The sequence below is a fragment of the Streptosporangium sp. NPDC049376 genome, assembly GCF_044466505.1.
GTDB lineage: Bacteria > Actinomycetota > Actinomycetes > Streptosporangiales > Streptosporangiaceae > Streptosporangium.
Genome location: NZ_JBITMT010000002.1, coordinates 472,410 through 495,059 on the forward strand (window position 1 = coordinate 472,410; position 22,650 = coordinate 495,059).

18 protein-coding genes are annotated in these 22,650 nt (G+C 71.9%); 6 read left to right on the plus strand and 12 right to left on the minus strand.

The annotated features are described in order from the left end of the window. Nucleotide 1 precedes the first annotated feature (1 nt). Together ACIBVQ_RS07540 and ACIBVQ_RS07545 are read right to left on the minus strand one after the other, a co-directional pair. Nucleotides 2-1,357 carry a phosphomannomutase/phosphoglucomutase gene (locus ACIBVQ_RS07540; protein WP_399176265.1) on the minus strand — a complete coding sequence of 452 codons (1,356 nt, stop codon included), beginning with the start codon at nucleotides 1,355-1,357 and terminating at the stop codon, nucleotides 2-4. 394 nt (nucleotides 1,358-1,751) lie between these two features. Next, entirely contained in the window at nucleotides 1,752-2,138 is a 387-nt protein-coding gene (locus ACIBVQ_RS07545) for a DUF3499 domain-containing protein (RefSeq protein WP_352009871.1), read from the minus strand. Nucleotides 2,139-2,366: 228 nt separating this feature from the next. Here ACIBVQ_RS07545 and ACIBVQ_RS07550 point away from each other — a divergent pair, with 228 nt between their 5' ends. Then, on the plus strand, nucleotides 2,367-2,762 hold the full coding sequence (locus ACIBVQ_RS07550; protein ID WP_390036226.1) for a metallopeptidase family protein: 396 nt from the start codon (nucleotides 2,367-2,369) through the stop codon (nucleotides 2,760-2,762). Between the two features lie 565 nt (nucleotides 2,763-3,327). On the opposite strand, the gene ACIBVQ_RS07555 is transcribed toward ACIBVQ_RS07550, so the two are convergent. The 4 genes from ACIBVQ_RS07555 to ACIBVQ_RS07570 all read right to left on the minus strand — a co-directional run bounded on the left by ACIBVQ_RS07555 (nucleotide 3,328) and on the right by ACIBVQ_RS07570 (nucleotide 10,255). Then, on the minus strand, nucleotides 3,328-4,740 hold the full coding sequence (locus ACIBVQ_RS07555; RefSeq protein WP_352009873.1) for a DUF5719 family protein: 1,413 nt from the start codon (nucleotides 4,738-4,740) through the stop codon (nucleotides 3,328-3,330). Further along, nucleotides 4,737-7,598 (minus strand): glycosyltransferase family 2 protein, encoded by a 2,862-nt coding sequence (locus tag ACIBVQ_RS07560; protein WP_399176268.1) that lies wholly within the window; start codon nucleotides 7,596-7,598, stop codon nucleotides 4,737-4,739. The genes ACIBVQ_RS07555 and ACIBVQ_RS07560 overlap by 4 nt, the downstream gene beginning before the upstream one ends. A 178-nt stretch (nucleotides 7,599-7,776) precedes the next feature. Continuing rightward, on the minus strand, nucleotides 7,777-8,037 hold the full coding sequence (locus tag ACIBVQ_RS07565; RefSeq protein WP_012888122.1) for a WhiB family transcriptional regulator: 261 nt from the start codon (nucleotides 8,035-8,037) through the stop codon (nucleotides 7,777-7,779). Between the two features lie 229 nt (nucleotides 8,038-8,266). Beyond that, nucleotides 8,267-10,255 (minus strand): hypothetical protein, encoded by a 1,989-nt coding sequence (locus ACIBVQ_RS07570; protein WP_399176270.1) that lies wholly within the window; start codon nucleotides 10,253-10,255, stop codon nucleotides 8,267-8,269. Between the two features lie 261 nt (nucleotides 10,256-10,516). Between ACIBVQ_RS07570 and cofD the strand changes: the two genes are divergently transcribed. From cofD to ACIBVQ_RS07585, 3 genes are all read left to right on the plus strand, one after another. Continuing rightward, nucleotides 10,517-11,482: a 2-phospho-L-lactate transferase gene (cofD, locus tag ACIBVQ_RS07575; protein WP_399176272.1), complete on the plus strand. Its 966-nt coding sequence runs from the start codon at nucleotides 10,517-10,519 to the stop codon at nucleotides 11,480-11,482. Further along, nucleotides 11,479-12,798 carry a coenzyme F420-0:L-glutamate ligase gene (locus tag ACIBVQ_RS07580; protein WP_399176274.1) on the plus strand — a complete coding sequence of 440 codons (1,320 nt, stop codon included), beginning with the start codon at nucleotides 11,479-11,481 and terminating at the stop codon, nucleotides 12,796-12,798. The genes cofD and ACIBVQ_RS07580 overlap by 4 nt, the downstream gene beginning before the upstream one ends. A gap of 380 nt (nucleotides 12,799-13,178) precedes the next feature. After that, nucleotides 13,179-14,117 (plus strand): sensor histidine kinase, encoded by a 939-nt coding sequence (locus ACIBVQ_RS07585; RefSeq protein ID WP_399176276.1) that lies wholly within the window; start codon nucleotides 13,179-13,181, stop codon nucleotides 14,115-14,117. On the opposite strand, the gene ACIBVQ_RS07590 is transcribed toward ACIBVQ_RS07585, so the two are convergent. After that, a complete protein-coding gene (locus ACIBVQ_RS07590; RefSeq protein ID WP_352009879.1) occupies nucleotides 14,082-14,690 on the minus strand; it encodes a response regulator transcription factor in 609 nt (202 codons plus the stop codon). The genes ACIBVQ_RS07585 and ACIBVQ_RS07590 overlap by 36 nt on opposite strands. A gap of 182 nt (nucleotides 14,691-14,872) precedes the next feature. On the opposite strand from ACIBVQ_RS07590, the gene ACIBVQ_RS07595 reads away from it, so the two are divergent. Together ACIBVQ_RS07595 and ACIBVQ_RS07600 are read left to right on the plus strand one after the other, a co-directional pair. Continuing rightward, the gene (locus tag ACIBVQ_RS07595; protein ID WP_386193402.1) at nucleotides 14,873-16,471 is read left to right on the plus strand and encodes an acyl-CoA carboxylase subunit beta; all 1,599 of its coding nucleotides are present in this window, start codon (nucleotides 14,873-14,875) and stop codon (nucleotides 16,469-16,471) included. 14 nt (nucleotides 16,472-16,485) lie between these two features. Continuing rightward, entirely contained in the window at nucleotides 16,486-16,734 is a 249-nt protein-coding gene (locus ACIBVQ_RS07600; RefSeq protein ID WP_399176279.1) for an acyl-CoA carboxylase epsilon subunit, read from the plus strand. 110 nt (nucleotides 16,735-16,844) lie between these two features. Here ACIBVQ_RS07600 and ACIBVQ_RS07605 read toward each other — a convergent pair whose 3' ends face one another. Genes ACIBVQ_RS07605 through ACIBVQ_RS07625 form a run of 5 tightly spaced genes read right to left on the minus strand, consistent with a single transcriptional unit; the run spans nucleotide 16,845 to nucleotide 22,621 of the window. Further along, nucleotides 16,845-17,726, minus strand: coding sequence for a glutathione S-transferase C-terminal domain-containing protein (locus tag ACIBVQ_RS07605; RefSeq protein WP_352009881.1), 882 nt, complete (start codon nucleotides 17,724-17,726; stop codon nucleotides 16,845-16,847). Then, a complete protein-coding gene (locus ACIBVQ_RS07610; protein ID WP_399176281.1) occupies nucleotides 17,723-19,390 on the minus strand; it encodes a dipeptide ABC transporter ATP-binding protein in 1,668 nt (555 codons plus the stop codon). The genes ACIBVQ_RS07605 and ACIBVQ_RS07610 overlap by 4 nt, the downstream gene beginning before the upstream one ends. Beyond that, nucleotides 19,387-20,232, minus strand: coding sequence for an ABC transporter permease (locus tag ACIBVQ_RS07615; RefSeq protein WP_399176283.1), 846 nt, complete (start codon nucleotides 20,230-20,232; stop codon nucleotides 19,387-19,389). Before ACIBVQ_RS07615 ends, ACIBVQ_RS07610 begins: the two co-directional genes overlap by 4 nt. Beyond that, the gene (locus tag ACIBVQ_RS07620) at nucleotides 20,229-21,188 is read right to left on the minus strand and encodes an ABC transporter permease (protein WP_352009884.1); all 960 of its coding nucleotides are present in this window, start codon (nucleotides 21,186-21,188) and stop codon (nucleotides 20,229-20,231) included. Before ACIBVQ_RS07620 ends, ACIBVQ_RS07615 begins: the two co-directional genes overlap by 4 nt. Continuing rightward, on the minus strand, nucleotides 21,185-22,621 hold the full coding sequence (locus ACIBVQ_RS07625; protein WP_399176285.1) for an ABC transporter substrate-binding protein: 1,437 nt from the start codon (nucleotides 22,619-22,621) through the stop codon (nucleotides 21,185-21,187). Before ACIBVQ_RS07625 ends, ACIBVQ_RS07620 begins: the two co-directional genes overlap by 4 nt. Between the last annotated feature and the right edge of the window lie 29 nt (nucleotides 22,622-22,650).

A 22,650-nucleotide genomic window follows, 5' to 3' on the forward strand; every position in this document is an offset into this window, starting at 1 on the left:
CTCAGCTCCTCACGACGGCGAGGACCTCGTCCCTGATCGCCGCCATCTGAATCTCGTCGGCCGCCTCGGCGTTCAGCCTGAGCAGCGGCTCGGTGTTGGACGGACGAAGATTGAACCACCATCCGGGGCCGGAGACGGTCAGACCGTCCAGGTCGTCGAAGGTGACGCCGTCCCTGCCCTCGAAGACCTGCCTGACCCGCGCCGTCGCGGCCCGCTGGTCGGCGACCGTACTGTTGATCTCCCCGGAGGCGGCGTAGCGGGCGTAACCCGCGAGGATCTCCGACAGCGGCCTGTCCTGCTCACCCAGCGCGGCCAGCACGTGCAGCGCGGCCAGCATGCCGGTGTCGGCGAACCAGAAGTCCTTGAAGTAGTAGTGCGCGGAGTGCTCACCGCCGAAGACCGCGCCGCTCCTGGCCATCTCGGCCTTGATGAAGGAGTGCCCGACCCGGGTCCTGACCGGGACCCCGCCGTGCTCGGCGACGATCTCGGGAACGCCCCGCGAGGTGATCAGGTTGTGGATGATCGTGGCGCCGGGCTGCTTGGCCAGCTCACGGGCGGCGACCAGCGCGGTGATCGTGGAGGGCGAGACCGACTCGCCGCGCTCGTCCACGACCCAGCAGCGGTCGGCGTCGCCGTCGAAGGCGAGGCCGATGTCCGCGCCCACGTCGAGCACGGCCTTCTGCAGGTCACGCAGGTTCTCCGGCTCGATCGGATTGGCCTCGTGGTTGGGGAAGTCGCCGTCGAGCTCGAAGTAGAGCGCGGTCAGCTCGACGGGAAGCCCCTCGAAGACCACCGGCACCGTGTGCCCCGCCATCCCGTTGCCCGCGTCGACCACGACCTTCAACGGCCGGACACCGGACAGGTCGACCAGCGTGCGCAGGTGGTCCGCGTAGCCCTGCAGCAGGTCACGCCGGGAGACCGTACCGCCGCCCTCGCCGCCCTCGCCGCCCGAGGCGAGCAGTTCGGCCGCCCGGTCGCGGATCTCGGTGAGCCCGGTCTCCCCACCGATCGGCACCGCGCCCGCACGGCACATCTTCATGCCGTTGTAACGGGCCGGATTGTGGCTGGCGGTGAACATCACCCCGGCCATGCCCAGACTGCCGCTGGCGTAGTAGAGCATGTCGGTCGAGCCGAGACCGGTGTCCACCACGTCGGCCCCACGTGAGACGGCTCCGCTGGCGAAGGCCGCGGCCAGCGGAGCCGATGAGGCACGCATGTCGTGCGTGACCACGACGGACCCGGCACCGGTGACCTCAACGAAGGCCGCGCCGACCGCCCACGCGGTCTCCTCGTCTAACTCGTCCGGCACGACGCCGCGCACGTCGTACGCCTTGAAGATCCTGGCGAGGTCGCCCACTCCAGCTCCGCCCCTTTGACTCGTCTCTGCCGCCCCCAAGCCTAGGGGGTCGGTGTCCCTTTGCGCCGCCTGCTGTGTCTCCTTGCTCCGCCTGACGGCGTCGCGGGCTTGGGCGCCCTGGGTCGGTGCTTTCCCTCGTCGCTCATCCGCTGCGCTCCTTCGCTCCTCAGTCCAAGCACCGACGCGCCCAAGCCGGACACTCCTCACACACGGCGCCGGTAAGGCACATGCGAAACTCTTCACTCGCCGCGCCGAAGAAGGCCGTTCTGGGTGGGCTCTCCACTGCGGGCACCGTTGTCGGGGGCGCAAGGTGGGCGTCTCCGTGATGAGGTTCTTCTGAGCTGTGTCCCGGGTTCCGGAACCCTCGCCGCTCCGGGGGGTGGGGACGTACGGCTCAGCGGTCGCGCTGGGGCTGCGCGGGGTGGGGCTGTGGCTGGGCTGAGCGCAACACTCTCAGGTGTCCACGACGCCCGACCTCGACTCCCTGGCCCACGGGCTCGGTGCCCTTCGTCGCGGGCCTGGCCGCCTCCCGGACGGCGTTGGCGAGCGCTTCGAGGTCGTCGGTGCTCGGCGGCGCTCCGTCGCTCGGCAGCCGGACGACCTCCCAGCCCCGTGGGGCGGTGAGCCGCTCCGCATGCTCGGCGCACAGGTCGTAACAGTGCGGCTCGGCGTACGTCGCCAAGGGCCCGAGAACGGCGGTCGAGTCGGCGTAGACGTACGTGAGCGTGAATACGGCAGGCTGACTGCACGCGGTGCGGGAACAGCGGCGGACGGGGCTCACGGTGGGACCGTATCCGGTAAGCGTCCAGGGCGCCACTATCTGAGCGCTCTTAACGAGCGTGTCGCCACAATTCGGACACGTGTCCCGCCTTCCACCCGCCTGTACGGCTTGCACACCCTCCCGTCAACCCCTTTCCACCTTCCCACCAGGCATGTCTAAGCTTGGCCCGTGAGCCCGGCACCAGGTAGACCTCGCCCTCCTCGCAAACGCGACCGACACGGTCGTGGCATGCGGGGCCCGCTGGCACCCTCCCATGTGCCGATCGCCAAGTCGCGCAGCGAGCGCTTCGACGATCTCGTCCTGGACGCCGTGGACCGTCTCAAGCCCCGCTGGGGCGCCCAGCTCGCGTCCGTCGAGTTCGCGATCGAGGAGGTGCCGCCGCTGTCGGAGCTGGGCGACGGCCCGGGCCTGCTGTCCGGCGAGCCGATCCCGTTCGGCCGCTCGGAACCCGCCGTCGGCAAGCGCCCCGCCGTCGTGATCGTCTACCGGCGCCCCCTTGAGGCCAGGGCCCGCGACCGCGACCAGCTGGGAGCCCTGGTCCACGACACCGTGGTCGAACAGATCGCCGGTCTCCTGGGTCTGTCCCCCGAATCCGTAGACCCCGGCTACGAGGAAGACGACTAGCCCAATCGGGCTGCCTTACCTCACCGCCAGATCTCCCTTACCTCACCACTCCCCTCCACCACCCCCGCCCCACGCCACCCCAGGTTCCCCCGAGTACGACCCCCAGGGAACTCACCCCGGCGCCAAGAGCGGACTCCCCCAAGAACCCGACCACTCCCGGCACCGCACACAAGGCTTTTGCCCTTGTGCCTTACCGCCCCCAAGTGTGAGGGTTTCGGCCCCCTGCCTTACCAGCTCCCGGTGTGAAGCTTTTGCCCTTGTGCCCTACCGGCGCCGTGTGTGAGGAGTGTCCGGCTTGGGCGCGTCGGTGCTTGGACTGAGGAGCGAAGGAGCGAAGGAGCGAAGGAGCGAAGCGACGCAGTGACGAGGGAAAGCGCCGACTCGAAAGCGCCCAAGCCCGCGACGCCGCAGGCGGAGCAAAGAGACACGGCTTGGGCGCGTCGGCGCTTGGACTGAGGAGCGAGGGAGCGAAGCGGACGAACGACGAGGGAAAGCGTCGGCTCGAAGCGCCCGAACCCGCGACGCCGAAGGCGGAGCAAAGAGTCACAGCAGGCGGCGCAAAGAGTCACAACACCACCCCCATCGATTCCGTCGTAGGTGGCACCAGAGCCCACACTCGGGCCGCGGCGAGGGGTTGGACGGTCAGGGCCAGGCCCTTCTTGATTCGTTCGTCCATCACCCGCCCGCCGTACACGGGCCCCGATCCTTCCACCGGTAGCACCAGCACCCCGAAGGGGCCGTCGACCTTGGGGAGGCTCACCTGTTTGGTGCGGGCGGCGGGGATGTCCACCTCGAACGGTTCCGGTGCCTTTCCCTTGCGTGGCAGGACCCGCACGCTCACCTTGCCTGCCGTCTCCGGCGCGCTCAGCACGAGCCTCGCGCCCTTGTCCCCGCCGGTGTGGTTGTCGGCGACCACGCTGCCCAGGTCGATGGGGGCGGCTCCGGCGGTGAAGGCCACATCGGGTTTCTTGCCGGTCCCGGTGACCGTCACCCCGGCGAGGATGGGGGTCTCCGAGGTCAGCACGAGGGCGGCCGACCGGTCGTCCACGGCGTTCGACAGGTCCAGGGTCGCGACCGACTCGGCGGGCACTTCGAGCACCTCCTTGCCCTTGAGGGCGTAGGTCCCGTCCGAGGTGATCGCCTTGATCTCGACCAGGGTGTCGGTCTCGGCGGTCGAGGCGACCAGCAGCTGGCGGGTGCCGCCTCCGCCGGGGACGGCGGGGACCACGACGCGGGTCGCGGGAGGGGCCGAGGCTGGCAGCCAGTCCACGCCCTTTCCGCCGTGCATGATCGCCCGGGCCGCCGCGGTGACCCGGCCGGAGACGGTGCGTACCCCGACCGCCATGACGAGCGGTGAGGGCGCGACGTCCTTGAGGTCGATCGCCCTGGTCTCGCCCGGCTTCATGGTGATCACGTCGCCCGAGTCGGAGACCACCGGCCCCTCCCCCGCGTAGACCGTGAGCTCGACGGTCGCCTGGGCGAGTCCCGGGTTGGCGAGGTAGAGCGTGACGTCGGCCGCCGCCGGCCCGGGGCCGACCAGCCAGGTGTCGGCGGCGGGCTCGACGCACCGCACTCCGGCCAGCCCGCGGTGCCTGCCCGAGGTCTCCCTGCGGGTCTGGGAGGCCTCAAGGCCCGCCGCCATGTTCGCCTTGGCGGTCACGACGAGCGGGGCCGACTTGGCGGGGATCTTCTCGTGCCAGAGGGTGCCGGGGGTCCGCAGGGCCGTGACCGTGGTGTCCCCGGTGACGAGTGTGGCGGTTCCCGCGTCCTGGCCGCCCGGCGGGGTGACGACGGCGGCGTCGGTGTCACCGGGGTCGGGGCAGACGACCGTCACCGAGGCGACGGGGACCCGCCTGAGGCCCTTGGCCGGTTCGGCCTCGGGAGCGGGCCTGGTCGCGGAGGCGACGCCGTACAGGGCCAGCAGGGCGACCAGGACGAGCGCGAGGAGGCTGAACCGGTTCTCGATCAGGGACTTCATCGGCTGGACGGCTCCCTGCCTGGCTCGGGGACCTCGGTGCGAATCTGACTGTCGGCGCCGCGCGAGGCCGGGGCGGCCAGGACGGAGACGACCAGCAGCAGTACGGCCTGCGCCCACAGCCAGCGGCCGTGCCAGGGGTCGTCCTGCGGGGTGGGGGGCACGGTGACCGGCTGGGTCAGCTGCCACACGCCTATGGCACGCGACAGGCTCATCCTGGCCAGGGCGGGCTGGGAGTCGAGGGCGTGGCTGATCGTCTCGGTCACCGGCGGGACGACCACGACGAACCGTATGCCGTAGGAGGCGAGCACGTCGGCGTCGTCACCGCCCCTGCCCGAGGCCAGTCCTCCCGCGGCGACGGCGACCCGTTCCCTGGGGCCGGGCGGGGTGGGGATGTCGGCCTCGCCGACCAGCGGGGTACGGCCCCGCAGCACGGTGAAGGCCAGGGCGCCGTCCTTCTCGCGCAGCAGCAGGGTCCGTTCGCCGCCGCCGGAGTTGAGGGCGGCCAGCGCGGGCATCACGTCGCCGACGTCACCCCCGAGGGGGCCGCCCGCCCCCCTGGTGATCCACATTCCGGCCGCGAGGACCGGGGTCGAGAACGCGACGGCGACGACGGCGACCGCCACGGCCCTGCGCGGCCCGCCCGCCTTCCTGAGGTCGGCGATGCGGTTGGCGGTGAGCGCGGCGACGACGAGCATGCCGATCGCGGCGAGGGCGAGCGGCACGCCGGGCCAGGCGGGGGCCCGGGTGTCGGCGTTCAGCGAGGTGACCGGGGTTCTGCTGACCAGGATCGCGACCAGCGTGCCGAAGAGCGCGACACCCCAGCCGACGGCGACGACCGTCCGGTCACGGCGCATCAGCAGCGCGGCCAGGCAGGCGGCGATGAGGCCGCCCGTCACCCACAGCGGCGGCATCCCCGGGCCGCCGGGGCTGAGCAGCAGCAGCGAGGAGGCGGGCAGCGCGGCGTCGACCAGCTCGGGCCGGTGCAGGCCCGCTTCGAGCAGCAGCAGGCCGGGGGTGGAGACCACCTGGACCAGCCAGGGCAGCAGCAGCGCCACCGGGACGCCGAAGGCGATGACGACCGAGCCGGTCAGTCCCCTGCGGGGGAAGGCCAGCGCGGCCAGCGCGCCCAGGACCAACGTGAGCGGGTAGATCAGCGGGGCGAAGGCCGTACCGACGGCCAGCAGCAGGCCGAGTCCCCAGGCGGCGCGGCGCGCCCGGCGCGGGTCGGCGGTCAGCATCCTGGTGGCCAGCGCCGCGTAGCAGGGCAGCAGCGTGAAGACCACGGCGGTGCCGAGTCTCCCGGCCGCGATCGCCCCGGTGGCGACGGGCAGCAGCGCGTAGGAGGCGCCGAGCCAGACGCGGGTCCAGCGGCCCGGGATCATCGCCCTGGTCGCGGTGTAGGCGGAGAGCCCGGCCAGCGGCACGCAGCCGAGCAGCAGCACGGTCACGGCGAGCCAGGGTTTGCCGAACAGCACCGTGGACAGCCCGGCGAGCACCGCCACGTACGGCGGCGCCCACCCGTCACCGCCGAGTCCCGCCTGACGGTAGCCCTCGGTGTAGAGGTCCCACAGGTCGGAGGCGCCGCCGATCACGGGGACGAGCGCGCCACCGCCCAGCCGGGAGCCGCCGAGCAGGCCGCGTTCCGCGACCAGCGTGACGACGGCCAGGACCAGGAACAGCGCCATGCCCGGACTGCCGAACAGGCGCCGGGTCGCCCCGACGTCGTCGGTGAGCAGCTCTTCCCCGTCCTCCTGGACGGGGGTCGCGGCGTGGTGGCGTCCCGCCGACTCGACGAGGCCGTTGCCCGCCAGGTAGCCCTGGAACCGGTCGGCCAGCCGACGGTAGCCCGCGCCCGGCGGGGTGAGCAGCCTGGCCGCCGCGGCGCCGCCGCGTCTCCTGCCCGCGGCGCGGACGCGTCTGGCCCTGACGAGCCTGCCCGGGTGCCTGAGGATCGAGCCGAGCGCGAGCGCCTCGTCCAGCGCGTCGGCGGGCTGTTTGGCCAGCAGGAACAGCAGTGTGCTGACCAGCGAGCCGAAGAGGTTGCGCAGCAGCGCCCACGGCAGCGACCGCGCGGGCAGGTTCGCCATGACCACGAACATGGCGTTGCGGCGGTCGAGGCGGCGGGGGTGGTCGCCGCTGACGGTGATGCGGCGGCGGCGCCTGCCGGCCGCCTCCGCGTGCCAGGCGACGGCCTGGGTGACGTTGCGGACCCGGTATCCGGCGCTCCTGATCCGCCAGCACAGGTCGAGGTCGTCACGGAACAACGGCAGGAAGGGGTCGAGGCCGCCGACCTCCTCCCAGACGTCCCTGCGGACCAGCATTCCGGCCGTGGAGACCGAGAGCACGTCCCTGGCGCCGCTGTACTGGCCCTGGTCGAACTCGCGGGGTTCGATGCCGGTGTCCCTGCGTCCTCGCAGGTCCACGGTGACGCCGACCTCAAGCAGGAGCCGCCGGTCGAGCCAGTCGCGGAGCTTGGGGCCGAGTACGGCCGCGCCCGGGTCGTCGTCGGCGGCCTTCAGCAGGGCTTCGAGGGCGCCGTCGTCCGGCGCGCAGTCGTCGTGCAGCAGCCACAGCCACTCGTTTCCCTCAGAGGGCCCGAGCCGGTCGAGGACCTCGGCCACGGCCTGGCCGAAGCTCGTCGAGCGCGGCAGCGTGAGCACGGCGTTGCGGCCGAGGGTACCGGTCAGCAGCGCGGCGCTGCCGTCCTTGCTGCCGTTGTCGACCCCGACCGCCCGGTCGATGGGGCGGGTCTGCCGCAGCAGCGCGGCGAGGGTCTCCCCAAGCCAGCGTGCGCCGTCGTGGGCCACGACGATCGCGGTGACGGTGTGGTTGGGGCGGGGGGAGTCGGTGCTGGACATGCGTCCCGTGTTCAGGAAGGGCTGATGATCGGCGCGACCACGATACGGCACCCTCTGTTGAGGTATGCCTGATGCACCAAAAAAGGAGCATGTGGCCGGTCGGCCACATGCTCCGTCGATATATGATCAAGCACTCTCCGTGAACCCGTGGCCCCCGGTGAGCGCGTCAATCGTCCGCTCAGACCGCCTCGCGCTTGATCCTGCGGCGCTCCCTCTCGGAGAGCCCTCCCCAGATCCCGAACCGCTCGTCGTGCTCCAGAGCGTACTCAAGGCATTCGGCACGCACCTCGCACGAGCGGCAGACCTTTTTGGCCTCCCGAGTGGATCCCCCCTTCTCGGGGAAGAACGCCTCGGGGTCGGTTTGCGCGCACAGCGCGCGTTCCTGCCAACCAAGCTGCTCTTCAGCGATGCTGTCCTGTGCGATGACCAGGTCGGCCACTGCACACCTCCCTGCCGCCTGCCCGCAAATGGAGCCCCCCTATGAACGCCTCCCCTCTTACCCACCAGCGGGAAGGCGTAACAACACGTGTGTAATTACACGCGCGTGGCCTGTGTGACGTCAAGCGGCATGCCGGTATCCGGGGAAAGACCTGCTCTCCCCGGTAGTGGATCGTCCTACTGCCAAATACGGCGTTCACCCCGGTCTCCCGTGACGATCGCCTGGCTCTTCAGTGCTCTCGGCGGTCGGAACCGTACCAGGACATGTTCTGCTCCTGACCGGGACCCACCCTTTCTCTGTCCGGACTTTCCTCTCCCGTTACCTGGGTCGAGCGCTCCGGTTTGTAAATCGCGGTGGGGTCGATGGGGGGCTGCGAGTCCCACGAGCGCCCCGAGGGGCTCGGGCCGTTGAGCGGGTCGCCCTGGTATGCGGCGGGGTCGAACCTCAGCGTCGTCTCGGCCGGGGCCTCCCACTGGCCGCCGCCCTGCTGGTACGGCTGCGCCTGCGGGTACCCGAGGTTGTCGTAGTTTCCGCCCTGCTGGGGGGTCTGGGGGTTCGAGGTGTACTCGGGGACGCGCAGCTGCGGTTCCGGCGTGCCCGCCTGCGACTGCTGGTAGTTCTCCGCCTGCTGGTAGGCCTGCGCCATCTGCTGCGAGCGGGGGTCGACCGGGTCGGGCGCCGGGTAGTGCAGGTTCGGCTCGGTCTGGCGGACGTACTCGGAGCCGGAGTAGCCGGTGAACGGCTGGCCGTAGTTGTCCGGCGGCTGCGGGAAGGAGTGCTGCCCCTGCGCGTCGAACGTCAGCCGCGGCTCGCTGTCGGAGCCGTACGGCGCGGCCGCCTGCGGTTCGGGGCGGCCGCCGTAGGAGTCGGCGCCGTGGAACTGCCCGGCCTGCCGGCCGTACCCGGTGGCCTGGGGCTCGGCGGGCGGCGGGTAGGCGGACGGCTGGGGGTCGGCGTAGGCGTCGGTGTAGGACGGGGCCTGCGGCTGTGACGGTGGCTGCTGCTGAGGCTGCGGCTCCGTCCTCGGCCCGTAACCGGACTGGTCGTAGGCGGGCGGGTCGTAGGACGGCGCCGGAGGCTGGACGTCCGCCGGGACGTACGGCCCCGGGTTGTAGGACTCACCGTAGGAATCGTTGTAGGACTCCGCGGCGCCGTAGGAGGGGGCCGGGGAGGCGTGGGAGCCGGTCTGCGGGGTCAGCAGGTCCTGGCCGTGCCTCTCGCCGTATCCCTCGGCGCCGTACGCCTCGGCGGCGGCCGGGCCGGGGGGAAGGGCGGGCTGGCTGTGCGCGGGCCTGCTCGCGGGGGCGGGCGGAGCCTGCTGCGCGAACCCGTGGCTCCCCTGGTCCTGGACCGGGAAGCCGTGACCGCCCTGGTCCTGGGCCGCGAAACCATGACCGCCCTGGTCTTGGACCGGGAAGCCGTGGCCGCCCTGGTCTTGGACCAGGAAGCCGTGGCCGCCCTGGTCCTGGACGGGGAAGCCGTGCTGGGCCGTCTCCTGGGGGCGGGCCGCCTGCTCGTACTGCGGCGGGACCTGCTCGTGCGGCGGCCGGCCGTGCGAGGGGGGCTGTTCCTGGACGTTGGCCCCCTGCGGCGCGCCCTGCTGGTCGTACGGCGGGAAGCCGTGCTGCTCCTGGGGCGGGAAGCCGTGCTGCGGGACCTGCTCCTGGGGGTGGGCCCCCGGGAAGGGCACACCGGGCTGTGCGCCGGGCTGCGGAACGGAGTGCGCGCCGGGCTGCGGGGTGGGGAAGGCCTGGCCGTGGGAGAAGGCGGGTTCCTTCCGCGCGGGCCCGGCGGCGGCCATCCTGGGCAGGAGATAGGCCAGTGCGAGGCCGGTCAGTCCAAGGGTGGGGAGGCTGACGAGGAGGAACTCGACCTTCTCCATGAGGCCGGTCTCACCGGCGAACAGGCCGCCGAAGAGGCCGACCGTGCCGAACAGGGCGGCCAGGCCGAGCGTGCCGACCGCGATCTGCGTCATGAGCTTCAGCCGCGCGATCGCCGGGCCCGCGTTTGCCGCCAGCAGCACGGCGCCGACGAGCAGCGCGGTGGTCACCGGGGAGGTGAGTCCGCCCACCTGGCCGGCCGCGCGAAACGCGAAGGACCCTCCGAGCGATGTACCGAACAGCAGCCGCTCGACATCGACGAGAACGCCCGTGGACGCTACGGCGATCATGAGCCACGCGGCCGGCTCCCTGAGCCTGCCCGCTTCCGCATTGATCACGATTACTCCCAAAGGGTTCTCAGGTAAACCCGGGGCAAGTTTTGCACATGGCCGACTTAGGTGTCTGGAGTCCCAGCAAGCCCACTTATCCCATAAGTACTACATAGCATCCTATTCGGACATATTTCGGGCAGCCCTGAAGATCAGCCTGCCAGCGAAGACGCCGTGCATAACGATCAAGACAAGTCGTCCCGTCCCCTTGACGAACGCTCCCATACCCCATCAGGGCGGGACCGGTACGGCAGTGGAACACTGGACCGCATGCGCATTGTGTCCCTCGCAGGTGGGATCGGCGGTGCCCGTTTCCTGCGCGGCCTCCGTTCCGTCGTCCCCGATTCAGAGATCACCGTCATCGGCAACACCGGCGACGACATCACCCTGTACGGCTTGCAGGTCTGCCCCGACCTGGACACCGTCATGTACACCCTGGGCGGCGGCATCGACGAGGAGCAGGGCTGGGGCAGGCAGAAGGAGAGCCACGTCGTCAAGGAGGAGCTGGCCGCCTACGGCGTCGAACCGCAGTGGTTCGGCCTGGGGGACCGCGACTTCGCCACGCACATCGTGCGCACCCAGATGCTCTCCGCCGGATACCCCCTGTCGGCCGTCACCGAGGCGCTGTGCGCCCGCTGGCAGCCCGGCGTGCGGCTGATCCCGATGACCGACGACAGGGCCGAGACCCACGTGGTCATCTCCGACGAGCGGGGCCGCAGGGCCGTCCACTTCCAGGAGTGGTGGGTACGGCTGCGCGCCTCGGTCCCCGCCGAGCGGATCATCCTCGTCGGCGCGGAGGAGGCCCGTCCCGCCCCCGGCGTGCTCCAGGCCGTCGCCGAGGCCGACGTGGTGATCCTGCCCCCCTCCAACCCCGTGGTGAGCATCGGCACGATCCTGCAGATCAAGGGCATCCGCGAGGCCCTTGAGGCCAAGACGGTCGTCGGCGTCTCCCCCATCGTCGGCGGCGCCCCCGTACGCGGCATGGCCGACGCCTGCCTGACCGCGATCGGCGTGGAGACCACCGCCCAGGCGGTCCTCGACCTGTACGGCTCGCCGCTGATCGACGGCTGGCTGGTCGCCGAGGAGGACGCCGGGGTCGCCCTCGACGGCGTGCGCGTCGAGGCCCGTCCCCTGATCATGCACGACGTCGAGGCCGCCGCCGACATCGCGCGGGCCGCCCTCGATCTTGCCGTCTCCCTGGCCGGGACCGGCGGCTCGGACGGGGAGGCCCGATGAGCAGGGTCCGCCGTACCAGGGCCGGCTCCCAGGACGCCAGGCTGGAGATCTTCGCCGTCCCCGGCATCCCCGAGGTGAGGGAGGGCGACGACGTCGGCGGGCTGATCGCGGACGCCGTGCCCGACCTGCGTGACGGCGACATCCTCGTCGTCACCTCCAAGATCTCCAGCAAGGCCGAGGGGCGGGTCAGGCGAGGCATCACCCGGGCCGAGGCCATCGCCGCCGAGACCACCCGGGTCGTGGCCCGCTGGGGCGAGACGGTGATCGCGCAGACCACGCACGGGTTCGTCATGGCCGCGGCCGGGGTCGACGCCTCCAACACCGAGACGGGCACCGTCGTGCTGCTGCCCGTCGACCCCGACGCCTCCGCCACCGCGGTGCGGGAGAGCGTACGGCGCAGGCTCGGCGTCTCGGTCGGCGTCATCGTCTCCGACACCTTCGGCCGCCCGTGGCGCAACGGCCAGACGGACGTGGCGATCGGCGTGGCGGGGGTGACCCCCATCCTCGACTACCGGGGCATGTCCGACGACCACGGCAACGCTCTTGAGGTCACCCTGACCGCGGTCGCCGACGAGCTGGCCGCCGCGGGTGACCTGGTCAAGGGCAAGCTCGCCCAGACCCCGGTGGCGGTGATCAGGGGGATGGCCGAGTACACCACCCAGGAGGACGGCCCCGGCGTCCGCGAACTGGTCCGCCCGTCGGAGGAGGACATGTTCCGGTACGGTTCGCGGGACGTGCTCTTCGCCCGCAGGACCGTGCGTTCCTTCTCCGCCGAGCCCGTCGACGGCGCCAAGGTCCGCAGGGCCGTGGAGGCCGCGATCGCCGCCCCCGCCCCGCACCACACCACGCCGTGGCGGTTCGTCCTTCTTGAGTCGCCCGAGGTCAGGACCAAGCTCCTGGACGCCATGCGGGAGGCGTGGATCGCCGACCTCCGGGGGGACGGGTTCTCCGAGGAGGCGATCACCAGGCGGGTCGCGCGCGGGGAGGTGCTGCGCGGCGCGCCGTACCTGGTGGTGCCCTGCCTGGTGACGGACGGCTCGCACACCTACCGCGACGAGCGGCGCAACGCGGCCGAGCGGGAGATGTTCGTGGTCGCGGCGGGTGCCGGGGTGCAGAACCTCCTGGTCCAGCTCGCGGTCGAGGGGCTCGGCTCGGCCTGGGTCTCCTCGACGATGTTCTGCCGCGACGTGGTCCGCGAGGTGCTCGGGCTGCCCGGCGACTGGGACCCGATGGGCGCCGTCGCCGTCGGCCGCCCCGCGGCCCCGCCCAGGGACCGCGCCCCGAGAAAGGCCGACGACTTCATCGTCGTCCGCTGACCCTTTCACCGTCCCCCGGTTTCCAGTCCCCTCCTGGGCACCCCCCGCCGGGGAACTCTCCGCGGACGACCGGGCCCGGCCCACGGGCGGGCACGACGGCCCGCCCCGGTCGCGCGGGACCGGCCCGGTCTCCCCGTACGGCGACGCCCTCGCGGGGTGGAGTCCGCCCCCGGCGCCCGGCCCCACTCCTCCACGACGTCACTCCTGCGAGCGCGTCCCCGCCGCCCGGCGGCCCCGTGGCGGCGCGGAGCGGCCCCAAGCACGGCCCTCGTACAGTTGCTATGGACCGCTGATCTACGTATCCGTTGCAGTCGACGCCCCAGCATGTGCTTTGGAGTGTGACGATGGAAGAAATCGCAAGGTCAGATGCTCCGCGTCGGATGCCCGCACGGCTGCGTTCGCTCGCGACGGTCCTGATCGCCGCCCAGTGCGGTTTCTGGGGTGGCCGTGTCCTCGATGCGAGTTTCGGCGAGGACCTGCTGCTCGGCGGGGTCGTCGCGCTGGCCGTCGCCGGTGCGACCGGGATCGGTTTCCTCACCCTGAGGCGGCTGGGAGACGCCCTGGTCAGGTGGCGGGGGCACCGGACGGCCCTTGAGGCGGCCAGGGCGGAGCTGTTGTGCGCCGCCGCCATCGCGCAGGAGCGCGAGCGGATCGCCCGCGACCTGCACGACCTGCTCAGCCATGGGATCTCCACGATCGCCCTCAAGGGCGAGCTGGCCCGGCGGATCACCCCCGCGGAGTCCCCCCGGGTCAGGGAGGAGCTCTCGGAGATCATCGAGATCTCACGCAAGGCTCTGGCCGACGTCCGCGAGCTCTCGCACAACCACAGCAGGATGTCGTTGCGGGACGAACTGGACTCGGTGCTCTCGACGCTGTCCGGCCTGGGCATCAGGGTCGAGGCGGACATCTCCCCCGAGCCTCTCGACCCGGACACCGGGACCGTCCTGGCGATCGTGTTGCGCGAGGGAGTCACCAACCTCCTCAAACACGGCACCGGCCGGTGGTGCGAGGTCTCCGTCCGGTCCACGGGCGAGGCGGTCACGATGGTCCTGGCGAACGACTGCGCGCCGGGCAGCCCCTGGCGCCCGGCGAAGGACGGCAACGGGCTGGCCAACCTCGCGTCCCGGGTCGCCACGGTCAACGGCCGTTTCTCCGCGGCCCGTTCCGGCGGCCGGTTCGTCCTTGAGGTCGCGATCCCCAGGGACACCTTCTCCCCCGGCTCCCCGGGGTCCCCGAACTCCCTGGGCTCCTCCGGTGCCTCCGGCGCCCCGGCCGAGCGGACGTCAGGAGAGCCACCCCGATTCCTGTGCGAGACGTAGCGCGTCGATGAGGTTGCGCGCGCGCAGTTTGCCGACGATGGCGGTGAGGTAGTTGCGCACGGTCCCCGGCGACAGCGACAGGCGGGCGGCGATCTCCCGCGCTCCCGCCCCCGACCCGGCCATCCTGAGCACCTCGGCCTCGCGCAGCGTGAGGGGGTTGGCCCCGTCGTTCCACGCGGCGAGCGCCAGCTTGGGGTCGAAGACGTGCTGCCCGTCGGCCACGGCCCGTACGGCGTGGGCGAGTTCCTCAGGCGGGGCGTCCTTCAGGACGTATCCGGAGACCTTCGCCTCGATGGCGCGGTGCAGCGTCCCCGGTCTTCCCAGGCCGGTGAGGATGAGGGTGCGGCATCCGGGCAGGGTCTCGCGCAGCCTGTTGGCGGCGCTGATGCCGTCGAGTCCCGGCAGGCCCACGTCGATCAGGGCCACGTCGGGCCGGTGCCGTACGGCCTCGGAGACGATCCGGTCGCCGTCGCCGACCTCGGCGACCACCTTGAGATCGTCTTCGAGTTCGAGCAGGGCCACCAGTGCGCCCCGGATCATGTTGACGTCCTCGGCTATCAGGACTCGGATCACTACGCCCCCTTGGCTGGTGTGCCGCTTTTCTGCGAAAAATCCACCTGTAGCGCTTTAAAAGCCGTCATATCCCACCAAATAGGTCGGGTGCGAGGCTGGTTCAAGTGTTCCTCGATCGGCTCCGGCCATGCTGGGACCCGGTCGAACGCACGCCGGAGGCCGAGCCGCCGAGGGGGATGTCGATGAGCACCGTCACGCACGAACCGCCCGAGCCCGTGACCACGGGCCCCGCCTCTCCGATGCGCGAGCGCGTCGCCGCGCTGACGTGGATGCGGGCCCGTGCCAGGGTGGGGCCCGGCGAGCAGGCCTCCCGGGCGCAGCACGCCAAGGGCAAGCTGACCGTCAGGGAACGGCTTAGGCTGCTGTTCGACGAGGGGACCTTCACCGAGATCGAGGCCTTCCGCAGGCACCGCGCGACGGGCTTCGGCCTTGAGGACCGCAGGCCGTACACCGACGGCGTGGTGTGCGGGTGGGGGCGGGTGCACGGGCGCAAGGTCTTCGCCTACGCGCACGACTTCCGGATCTTCGGCGGCGCCCTCGGCGAGGCCCACGCCGAGAAGATCCACAAGGTGATGGACCTCGCGGAGACGACGGGCGCCCCGATCGTCGGGCTGTGCGACGGCGCGGGCGCGCGCATCCAGGAGGGGGTGACGGCGCTGGCGGGCTACGGCGGGATATTCCAGCGCAACGTCCGCGCCTCCGGGGTGATCCCGCAGATCAGCGTGGTGGTCGGCCCCTGCGCCGGGGGCGCGGCCTACTCCCCCGCGCTCACCGACTTCGTCTTCATGGTGCGCGGGGTGGCGCAGATGTTCATCACCGGCCCCGACGTGGTCCAGACGGTGACCGGAGAGAGCGTCACCCACGAGGAGCTCGGCGGCGCCGACGTGCACGCGCGCTCCGGCGTCGGCTCCTTCGTCTACGACGACGAGGAGACCTGCCTGGCGGACGTCAGGTACCTGCTGTCGCTGCTGCCGTCCAACAACCGGGAGTCCGCGCCCGTCCTCGCGCCCGCCGACCCGCCGGACCGGCGGGTGGAACGGCTGCTCGACCTGGTCCCGGTCGAGACCGGCCGCGCCTACGACATGCGAGCGGTGATCGAGGAGATCGTGGACGACGGCGAGATGCTGGAGCTGCACGAGCAGTGGGCGCCGAACGTCGTGTGCGCGCTGGTCAGGCTGGACGGGCAGGTCACCGGCATCGTCGCCAACCAGCCCGCCAGTCTCGCCGGGGTGCTCGACATCGACGCCTCGGAGAAGGCCGCCAGGTTCGTCCAGTTCTGCGACGCCTTCAACATCCCGCTGGTGACGATGGTCGACACCCCGGGTTTCCTGCCCGGGACGGACCAGGAGCACGGCGGCGTCATCAGGCACGGCGCCAAGCTGCTCTACGCCTACTGCAACGCCACGGTCCCCCGCGTCCAGCTCGTCCTGCGCAAGGCGTACGGCGGCGCCTACATCGTGATGGACTCGCGCTCCATCGGGGCCGACCTTTCGCTGGCGTGGCCGACCAACGAGATCGCGGTGATGGGCGCCGAGGGCGCCGCGAACGTCATCTTCAGGCGGGAGATCGCCGCGGCCGAGGACCCGAAGGCGGTCTTCGACCTGCGGACCGAGCAGTACCGCCAGGAGCTGATGCACCCCTACCACGCGGCGGAACGCGGCCTCGTCGACGACGTCATCGACCCGGCCGACACCCGCTCCGCGCTGATCGGCGCCCTGGCGATGCTGCGCGGCAAGCACCGGGTGCTGCCCTCGCGCAAGCACGGAAACCAGCCACAGTGACGCCGACGGTGACGGTGACAGTGACAGCGACGCCGATCCTGGTCGTCCGGGGCGAGGCGGGAGCCGAGGAGCTCGCCGCTCTCGCCGTCGTGCTGCTCGCGCTGGGCAGGCGGGGCACACCCGGTGCCACACCGCCCGGCGAGGGCGCCTCACGGCCCGTCCCATGGTCGGAGGGGCTGGACGGCTACCGTCCGCCCGGCTCCTGGGCCTCCGGTGAGCACCCCTCCTGGGCGGGGCTTCCCCGGGAGTCCCGCCACCCGTAGGACCGAACCGTGGACGGCCCCGCCGAAGACACGCGACGTGGACGGCCCGGCCGCGCCGTTCACAGGACCGGATCGCGGGCGGGCCCCGCCGAAGACGCGCGGCGTGCCGTTCACAGGACCGAGTCGCGGCCGTGTGGCAGCTCCCAGTCCGCCTCGACCGGTTCGACCTCGATCCGCGCCGGACCCGGCCTGCGGATCGAGGAGCGGTCCCTGCGGAAGGTCCCGAAGTCCGTGGTGTCGCGGAAGGCGGGCCGCTGGTACAGGTCGCGGGCGTAGGCCCACAGGTTCGGGAAGTCGCTCAGGCTCCGTTCGCTGATCTTCCCGAGCGGGTTGTCGAGGAGGTCGAAGCGGGCCAGGGTCGGCCACAGCCAGACGTCGGACTCGGTGATCGTGTCCCCGAACAGGAACCGGCGGGTGGCCAGGCGCCTCTCCATCCGGTCGAGGACGGCGACGACACGCCCGCGCGCCGCCTCGTACCCCTTCTGGGTGGTGGTCATCGCCACCTCCCAGGCGCCGCCGTTGAGGTCGGCGTGCAGGTAGGCGTTGAGCCTGTCGATCTCCGCGCGCAGCTCGGGCGGGTAGAGCCGGACCTCCGGGTCGCCCCACTCCTCGAACTGGGTGCCGAGGTCCACGGTGATGGCGGCGTAGTCGTTGCTGACGAGGCCGCCGGTCACCCGGTCCCACAGCGCGGGCACCGAGACCGGGCCGTCGTAGCCGGGCACGGTCGCCTCGTAGGCCTGCCTGAGGCGGCCGAAGCCGTTCACCGGGTCGGGGCCGCGCCGGGGGCCGAAGGTCCACCCCTCGGCGCCGAGGTCGTCCTCGACGTAGGACAGCGTGACGACCTCCCGCAGACCCTTGAGGTCGCGCACGATGGCCGTCCGCTGCGCCCAGGGACACGACCAGGCCAGATAGAGGTGGTAGCGGCCGGGCTCCGCGGGGTAACCGCTTGAGCCGTCGGCGGTGACACGTCCCTTCAGCGCGGAACCGTTCACTGAATTGCCTCCGTCGTTGGTCGGGGCCGGGCGGCCGGGACGAGGTGGGCCGTACCCGCCTGTTCGGACGGCCGGTCGAGTCTGGGGATCGCGGCCAGCAGTTCGCGCGTGTAGTCGGCCCGGGGCGCGGTGAAGATCTGGCCGACGTCGCCGGTCTCGACGACGCGACCCTCCTTGAGCACCACGACCCGGTCGCTGACGTGGTGGACGACGCCCAGGTGGTGGGAGACGAACAGGTAGGCCATCCCCAGCTCCGCCTGCAGGTCGGCCAGCAGGTCGAGCACCTGCGCCTGCACCGAGACGTCCAGGGCGGAGACCGGCTCGTCGCAGACCAGCACCCGGGGCCGCGGGGCCAGGGCGCGGGCGATGGCGACCCGCTGCCGCTGGCCTCCCGACAGCTGCCGGGGGCGGCGTTCCAGCACGCCGCCGTCGAGCCCGACCTGGTCGAGCAGCAGCAGGGCCTGGTCGCGGCGTTCCGCGCGGGGCACCCCGCCGACCATGAGCGCCTCGTCGAGGATGCGCCTGACGCTGAAGCGGGGGTCGAAGGAGCTGAGCGGGTCCTGGTAGACCACCTGGACGTGACGGCGGGCCTCACGGCGCTGCCGTGCCGTCATCTCCCCCCAGGTCCTGCCCTCGACCAGTGCCTGCCCGCCGTCGGATTCGAGGAGGCCGAGCACCAGTCTGGCGACGGTCGTCTTGCCCGACCCCGACTCGCCGACCAGTCCGAGCGTCTCACCCGCGCGCAGCTCGAAGGAGACCTCGTCGACGGCGCGCCGCCCACGGAAGTCCTTGACCAGGCCGCGCGCCTCGATCACCACCTCCCCCGGGGCACGGCGCGGCTCGGGCCGTACGTGCCCGGAGGTCGCCGACAGGCGGGTGCCCCTGCTGTGCTCTCCCGGGATGGCGGCCAGCAGCGCCCGGGTGTAGGGGTGGGACGGGGCGGTGAGGACCCGGCCGGTCGGCCCCTCCTCGACCACCGTCCCGTCCTTCATGACCAGCACCCGGTCGGCCAGCCGCGCGACGACCGCCAGGTCGTGGCTGATCAGCAGCAGCGCGGTGCCCGCCCGCCGCCGTTCGTCGAGCAGCCGCAGGATCTGCGCCTGCACGGTGACGTCGAGCGCGGTCGTCGGCTCGTCGGCGATGAGCAGCTCGGGGTCGCAGGCGATGGCCGAGGCGATCAGCGCCCGCTGGCGCAGGCCGCCGGACAGCTCATGCGGGTACTGCCCGGCCCGCAGTTCGGGCTCGGGCACCCCGACCTCGCGCAGCAGCTCGATGACGCGCCCGTCGATCTCGGCGCGCGGCACCGCGCGGTGCAGCCTGAGCGTCTCGGCGATCTCCCTGCCGACCGGCCGCAGCGGGTCGAGGGAGACCAGCGCGTCCTGCAGGACGTAGCCGATCCCGGTGCCGCGCACCTGACGCCACTGCCGTTCGCCGAACGCCAGGGCGTCCTGCCCGCCGACGCGCAGCCGGGCGGCGCCGACCGTGGCGCCCTCTCCGGTGAGCCCGATGAGGCTGCGGGCGGTGACGCTCTTGCCCGAGCCGGACTCCCCGACGATCGCCACGCACTCGCCGGGGCTCACCGCCAGGGACACTCCCCGTACGGCCTCGATCGCCCCGAAGGACACGGTCAGGTCCTCGACCTCGACCAGCGGGTCACCGTTCATCGGTCCCTCCCCTCAAGGCGCCGCTGCAGGGCGCGTCCGACGACCGTGATCGACAGCACGGTGAGCGTGACGGCCGCGCCGGGGAAGACCGCGACCCACCACGCGACCGAGAAGTAGTCCCGCCCGCCGGCCAGCATCGCCCCCCACTCGGGGGCCGGCGGCCTGGCGCCCAGCCCGAGGAAACTGAGCGAGGAGGCCGCGACCAGCGCGGTGCCGACCTCGATGGTGGCCAGTACCAGCAGCGGGGCGAAGGCGTTGGGCAGGATGTGACGCAGGACGATCCGGCTGCGGGTGAGGCCGAGCGAGGTCGCGGCCTCCACGTGGCCCGAGCGGCGGATCACCATCGTCTGCACCCTGACCAGCCGGGCGTAGCTGGGCATCGTGTACAGCGCGATGGCGTAGATCGAGTTGAGGGTGCCGGGGCCGGTGATCGTCAGGACGAGCAGGGCCAGCAGCAGGGTGGGCAGCGACAGCGTCACGTCCGTCAGCCGCATGATGATCTCGTCGGCGACCCGCCCGCCGAGCGCGGCCAGCAGCCCAAGCAGGGTGCCCGCGCCCACCGCGAGCACCGTGGCGCCGACCCCGGCCAGCAGCGACTGGCGGGCGCCGTACACGATGCGGGTGAAGACGTCCCTGCCGATGGCGTCGGTGCCGAACGGGTGGCCCTCCCCCGGAGGTCGCAGCGCCATCAGCGCGTCCGACTCGTGGGGGGCGCCGTCGGTCAGCAGGCCGGGCGCCACGGCGGCCAGGACGATCAGGGAGAGCGCGATGCCCGCGGCCCAGACGCCCGGCCGGACGCCGGGTCGTTCACGGGTCGCGGCCCGCAGGGTGACGGCCGTCATGTGGCCTCCCTCAGCCTGGGGTCGATGACCAGGTAGAGCAGGTCGATCAGGGCGTTGACGACGACGTAGACGGTCGCGGTGAGCAGCGTGACGCCCATCACGACCGGCAGGTCCTTGCCGGTGACGGCGCCGAGCATGAGCGTGCCGAGTCCCTGTCTGGAGAAGACCTGCTCGATCACGACCATGGCGCCGAGCAGCAGCCCGAACAGCCATCCGGCCAGGGTGACGACCGGCAGCAGGGCGTGTCTGAGGGCGTGCCTGAGCCGTACGGCGGCGTCGGACATGCCGCGGGCGCGGGCGGTCAGCACGAACGGCTCGTCCAGCGCCCGTTCCAGTCCCTCCCGCATGACCTGGGCCAGCAGGGCCGTCACGGGCAGGGCCATGGAGATCGCGGGCAGGACCAGCCCCGCGAGGCCGTCACCGCCCGCCGCGGGGAACCAGCCGAGCTGGAAGGAGAAGACCGTCAGCAGCAGGATGCCCACCCAGAAGATCGGCACGGAGGTGCCGACGAGTTCGGCGCCGGAGGAGACCCCGCGGATCCAGCGGGAGCGCTTGGCGGTCAGCAGCGCCAGCACCGTCGCCAGCACCAGCGCCAGCCCCATCCCGGCGGCGGTGAGCTGGAGCGAGGCGCCCAGCTGCGACCAGATGGCCGTGCCGACCGACTCGTTGAGCTGGTAGGAGTGGCCGAGGTCGCCCCTGACGACCATGCCGAGGTAGGAGAGGTACTGCGTCAGGACGGGCCTGTCGAGCCCGTAGTCGGCGATGATCTGCGCCTTGACCTGCGGGGAGACGATCGAGGTTCCCACCAGTGCGTCGGCCACGCTGCCCGGGGTGAGCTGGAGGGCCGCGAAGGAGACCGTGGCCGCCCCCCAGATCACCAGGAGTGAGGTGGCCAGCCTGACCAGCGCCGCGCGCAGGCGGCGCCGGTGGCGGAGGCCGGGGACGGTCCCGCTCATCGCGCGGCGACCCAGGCGTCGTAGAAGCTCGGGTAGGCCTGCGCCTCCCAGGTGACGCCGTGCACCCTCTTGGCGGCGCCGAGCACGTAGTTGAAGGTGTAGACGGGGAAGACCGCGGCGTCCTCGACGACCTTGCGCTGCACCTTGGCGTACAGCTCGGCGCGCTTGGCCGGGTCGACGGTGTCGAGGGTCTGGTCGAGCCAGGCGTCGACGTCCTTGTTCGAGTAGCGGGAGGCGTTGGCCCCCGAGCCGCCCTGGTCGTCGGGGATGTTGGCGGAGGCGAACAGGTCGCGCAGGGCGTCGGCGTCCACCCGCTGCCAGCTGTAGTCGGACAGGTCGTAGTCGCCCCGCAGGGCGATGGGCGCGTAGTTGCTCGGGGTGACGTCGAGGAACTGGACGTCGATGCCCGCCTTCCTGGCCTCGGCCTGCACCTGCTCGGACAGTACGGCGCGCTGCTCGCGGGCGATCATCTTGACGAACATCCACCGGACGGTCAGCCGTTCGCCGTTCTTCGTCCGGTAGCCCTGGGCGTCGCGGGCGGTCCACCCGGCCTCGTCGAGCAGCTTCGCCGCCGCCTGCGGGTCGTATCCACCGAGTTGTTCGGTGCCGGGGTCGTAGCCGAAGGTGCTGGGCGCGATGGGGCTCGCGGCGGGCTGGAAGACGCCGAAGTAGAGCTTGCCGATGATCGTCTTGAGGTCGATCGCCGCGCGGAAGGCCTGCCGTACGCGGACGTCGGAGAAGACGCCCTTGGCGGTGTTCGGGTAGTAGTTGTAGTTGCCGCCGGGGGCCTGACGGGTCTCAAGCCAGAGTCTGGAGTCGGCCTTGACCTGGCTGACGTTGACCGGGGGGACGCTTCCGATGGCGTCGACCTGGCCGCTGGTCAGCGCGCCGACCCGGACGGAGTCCTCCCGCAGGACCTTGAACTCCAGTTTGTCGAGGTAGGCGGGGCCGGTGTGCGCGGTGCCCCGCGGCGGCCAGGCGTACTTCGGGTTGCGGTGGTAGGTGATGCCCTGACGCGGGGTGAAGGCGTCGATCACGAACGGCCCCGAGCCCACGACCTTCCTGGCCAGGGCGTCGGCGCCGAGCTTCAGCGAGGCGGGCGACTGGATGCCGAGGTAGGGGGTGGACAGGGCCGACAGCAGCGGGGAGTGCGGCCGGGAGAGGTCGACGCGCACCGTGTGCGGGCCGATCACCTCGGTCCCCTTGTAGGGGGTGATGAGCCCGGCGGCGAGTTCGGACTTGGTCTTCGGGTCGACGACGTGGTCGAGGTTGGCCTTCACCGCCGCGGCGTCGAACGGCGTGCCGTCGCTGAAGGTGACGTCCTTGCGAAGTTCGAAGGTGTAGCTCTTCCCGTCCGGCGAGACCTGCCATGACGTCGCCAGCCAGGGGTGCACCCCGCCCTTGGGGTCCAGGGAGACCAGGGAGTCGAGCACGGGCCGAGTGAAAACGGCGGTTATGTCGG

Bases quoted from the DNA above. Each gene is read 5' to 3' on its own strand.
- ACIBVQ_RS07550 (WP_390036226.1), top strand. From the start codon at position 2,367: ATGCGGGGCCCGCTGGCACCCTCCCATGTGCCGATCGCCAAGTCGCGC.
- ACIBVQ_RS07555 (WP_352009873.1), bottom strand. From the start codon at position 4,740: ATGAAGTCCCTGATCGAGAACCGGTTCAGCCTCCTCGCGCTCGTCCTG.
- ACIBVQ_RS07560 (WP_399176268.1), bottom strand. From the start codon at position 7,598: ATGTCCAGCACCGACTCCCCCCGCCCCAACCACACCGTCACCGCGATC.
- cofD (WP_399176272.1), top strand. From the start codon at position 10,517: ATGCGCATTGTGTCCCTCGCAGGTGGGATCGGCGGTGCCCGTTTCCTG.
- ACIBVQ_RS07580 (WP_399176274.1), top strand. From the start codon at position 11,479: ATGAGCAGGGTCCGCCGTACCAGGGCCGGCTCCCAGGACGCCAGGCTG.
- ACIBVQ_RS07585 (WP_399176276.1), top strand. From the start codon at position 13,179: ATGCCCGCACGGCTGCGTTCGCTCGCGACGGTCCTGATCGCCGCCCAG.
- ACIBVQ_RS07595 (WP_386193402.1), top strand. From the start codon at position 14,873: ATGAGCACCGTCACGCACGAACCGCCCGAGCCCGTGACCACGGGCCCC.
- ACIBVQ_RS07610 (WP_399176281.1), bottom strand. From the start codon at position 19,390: ATGAACGGTGACCCGCTGGTCGAGGTCGAGGACCTGACCGTGTCCTTC.
- ACIBVQ_RS07615 (WP_399176283.1), bottom strand. From the start codon at position 20,232: ATGACGGCCGTCACCCTGCGGGCCGCGACCCGTGAACGACCCGGCGTC.
- ACIBVQ_RS07620 (WP_352009884.1), bottom strand. From the start codon at position 21,188: ATGAGCGGGACCGTCCCCGGCCTCCGCCACCGGCGCCGCCTGCGCGCG.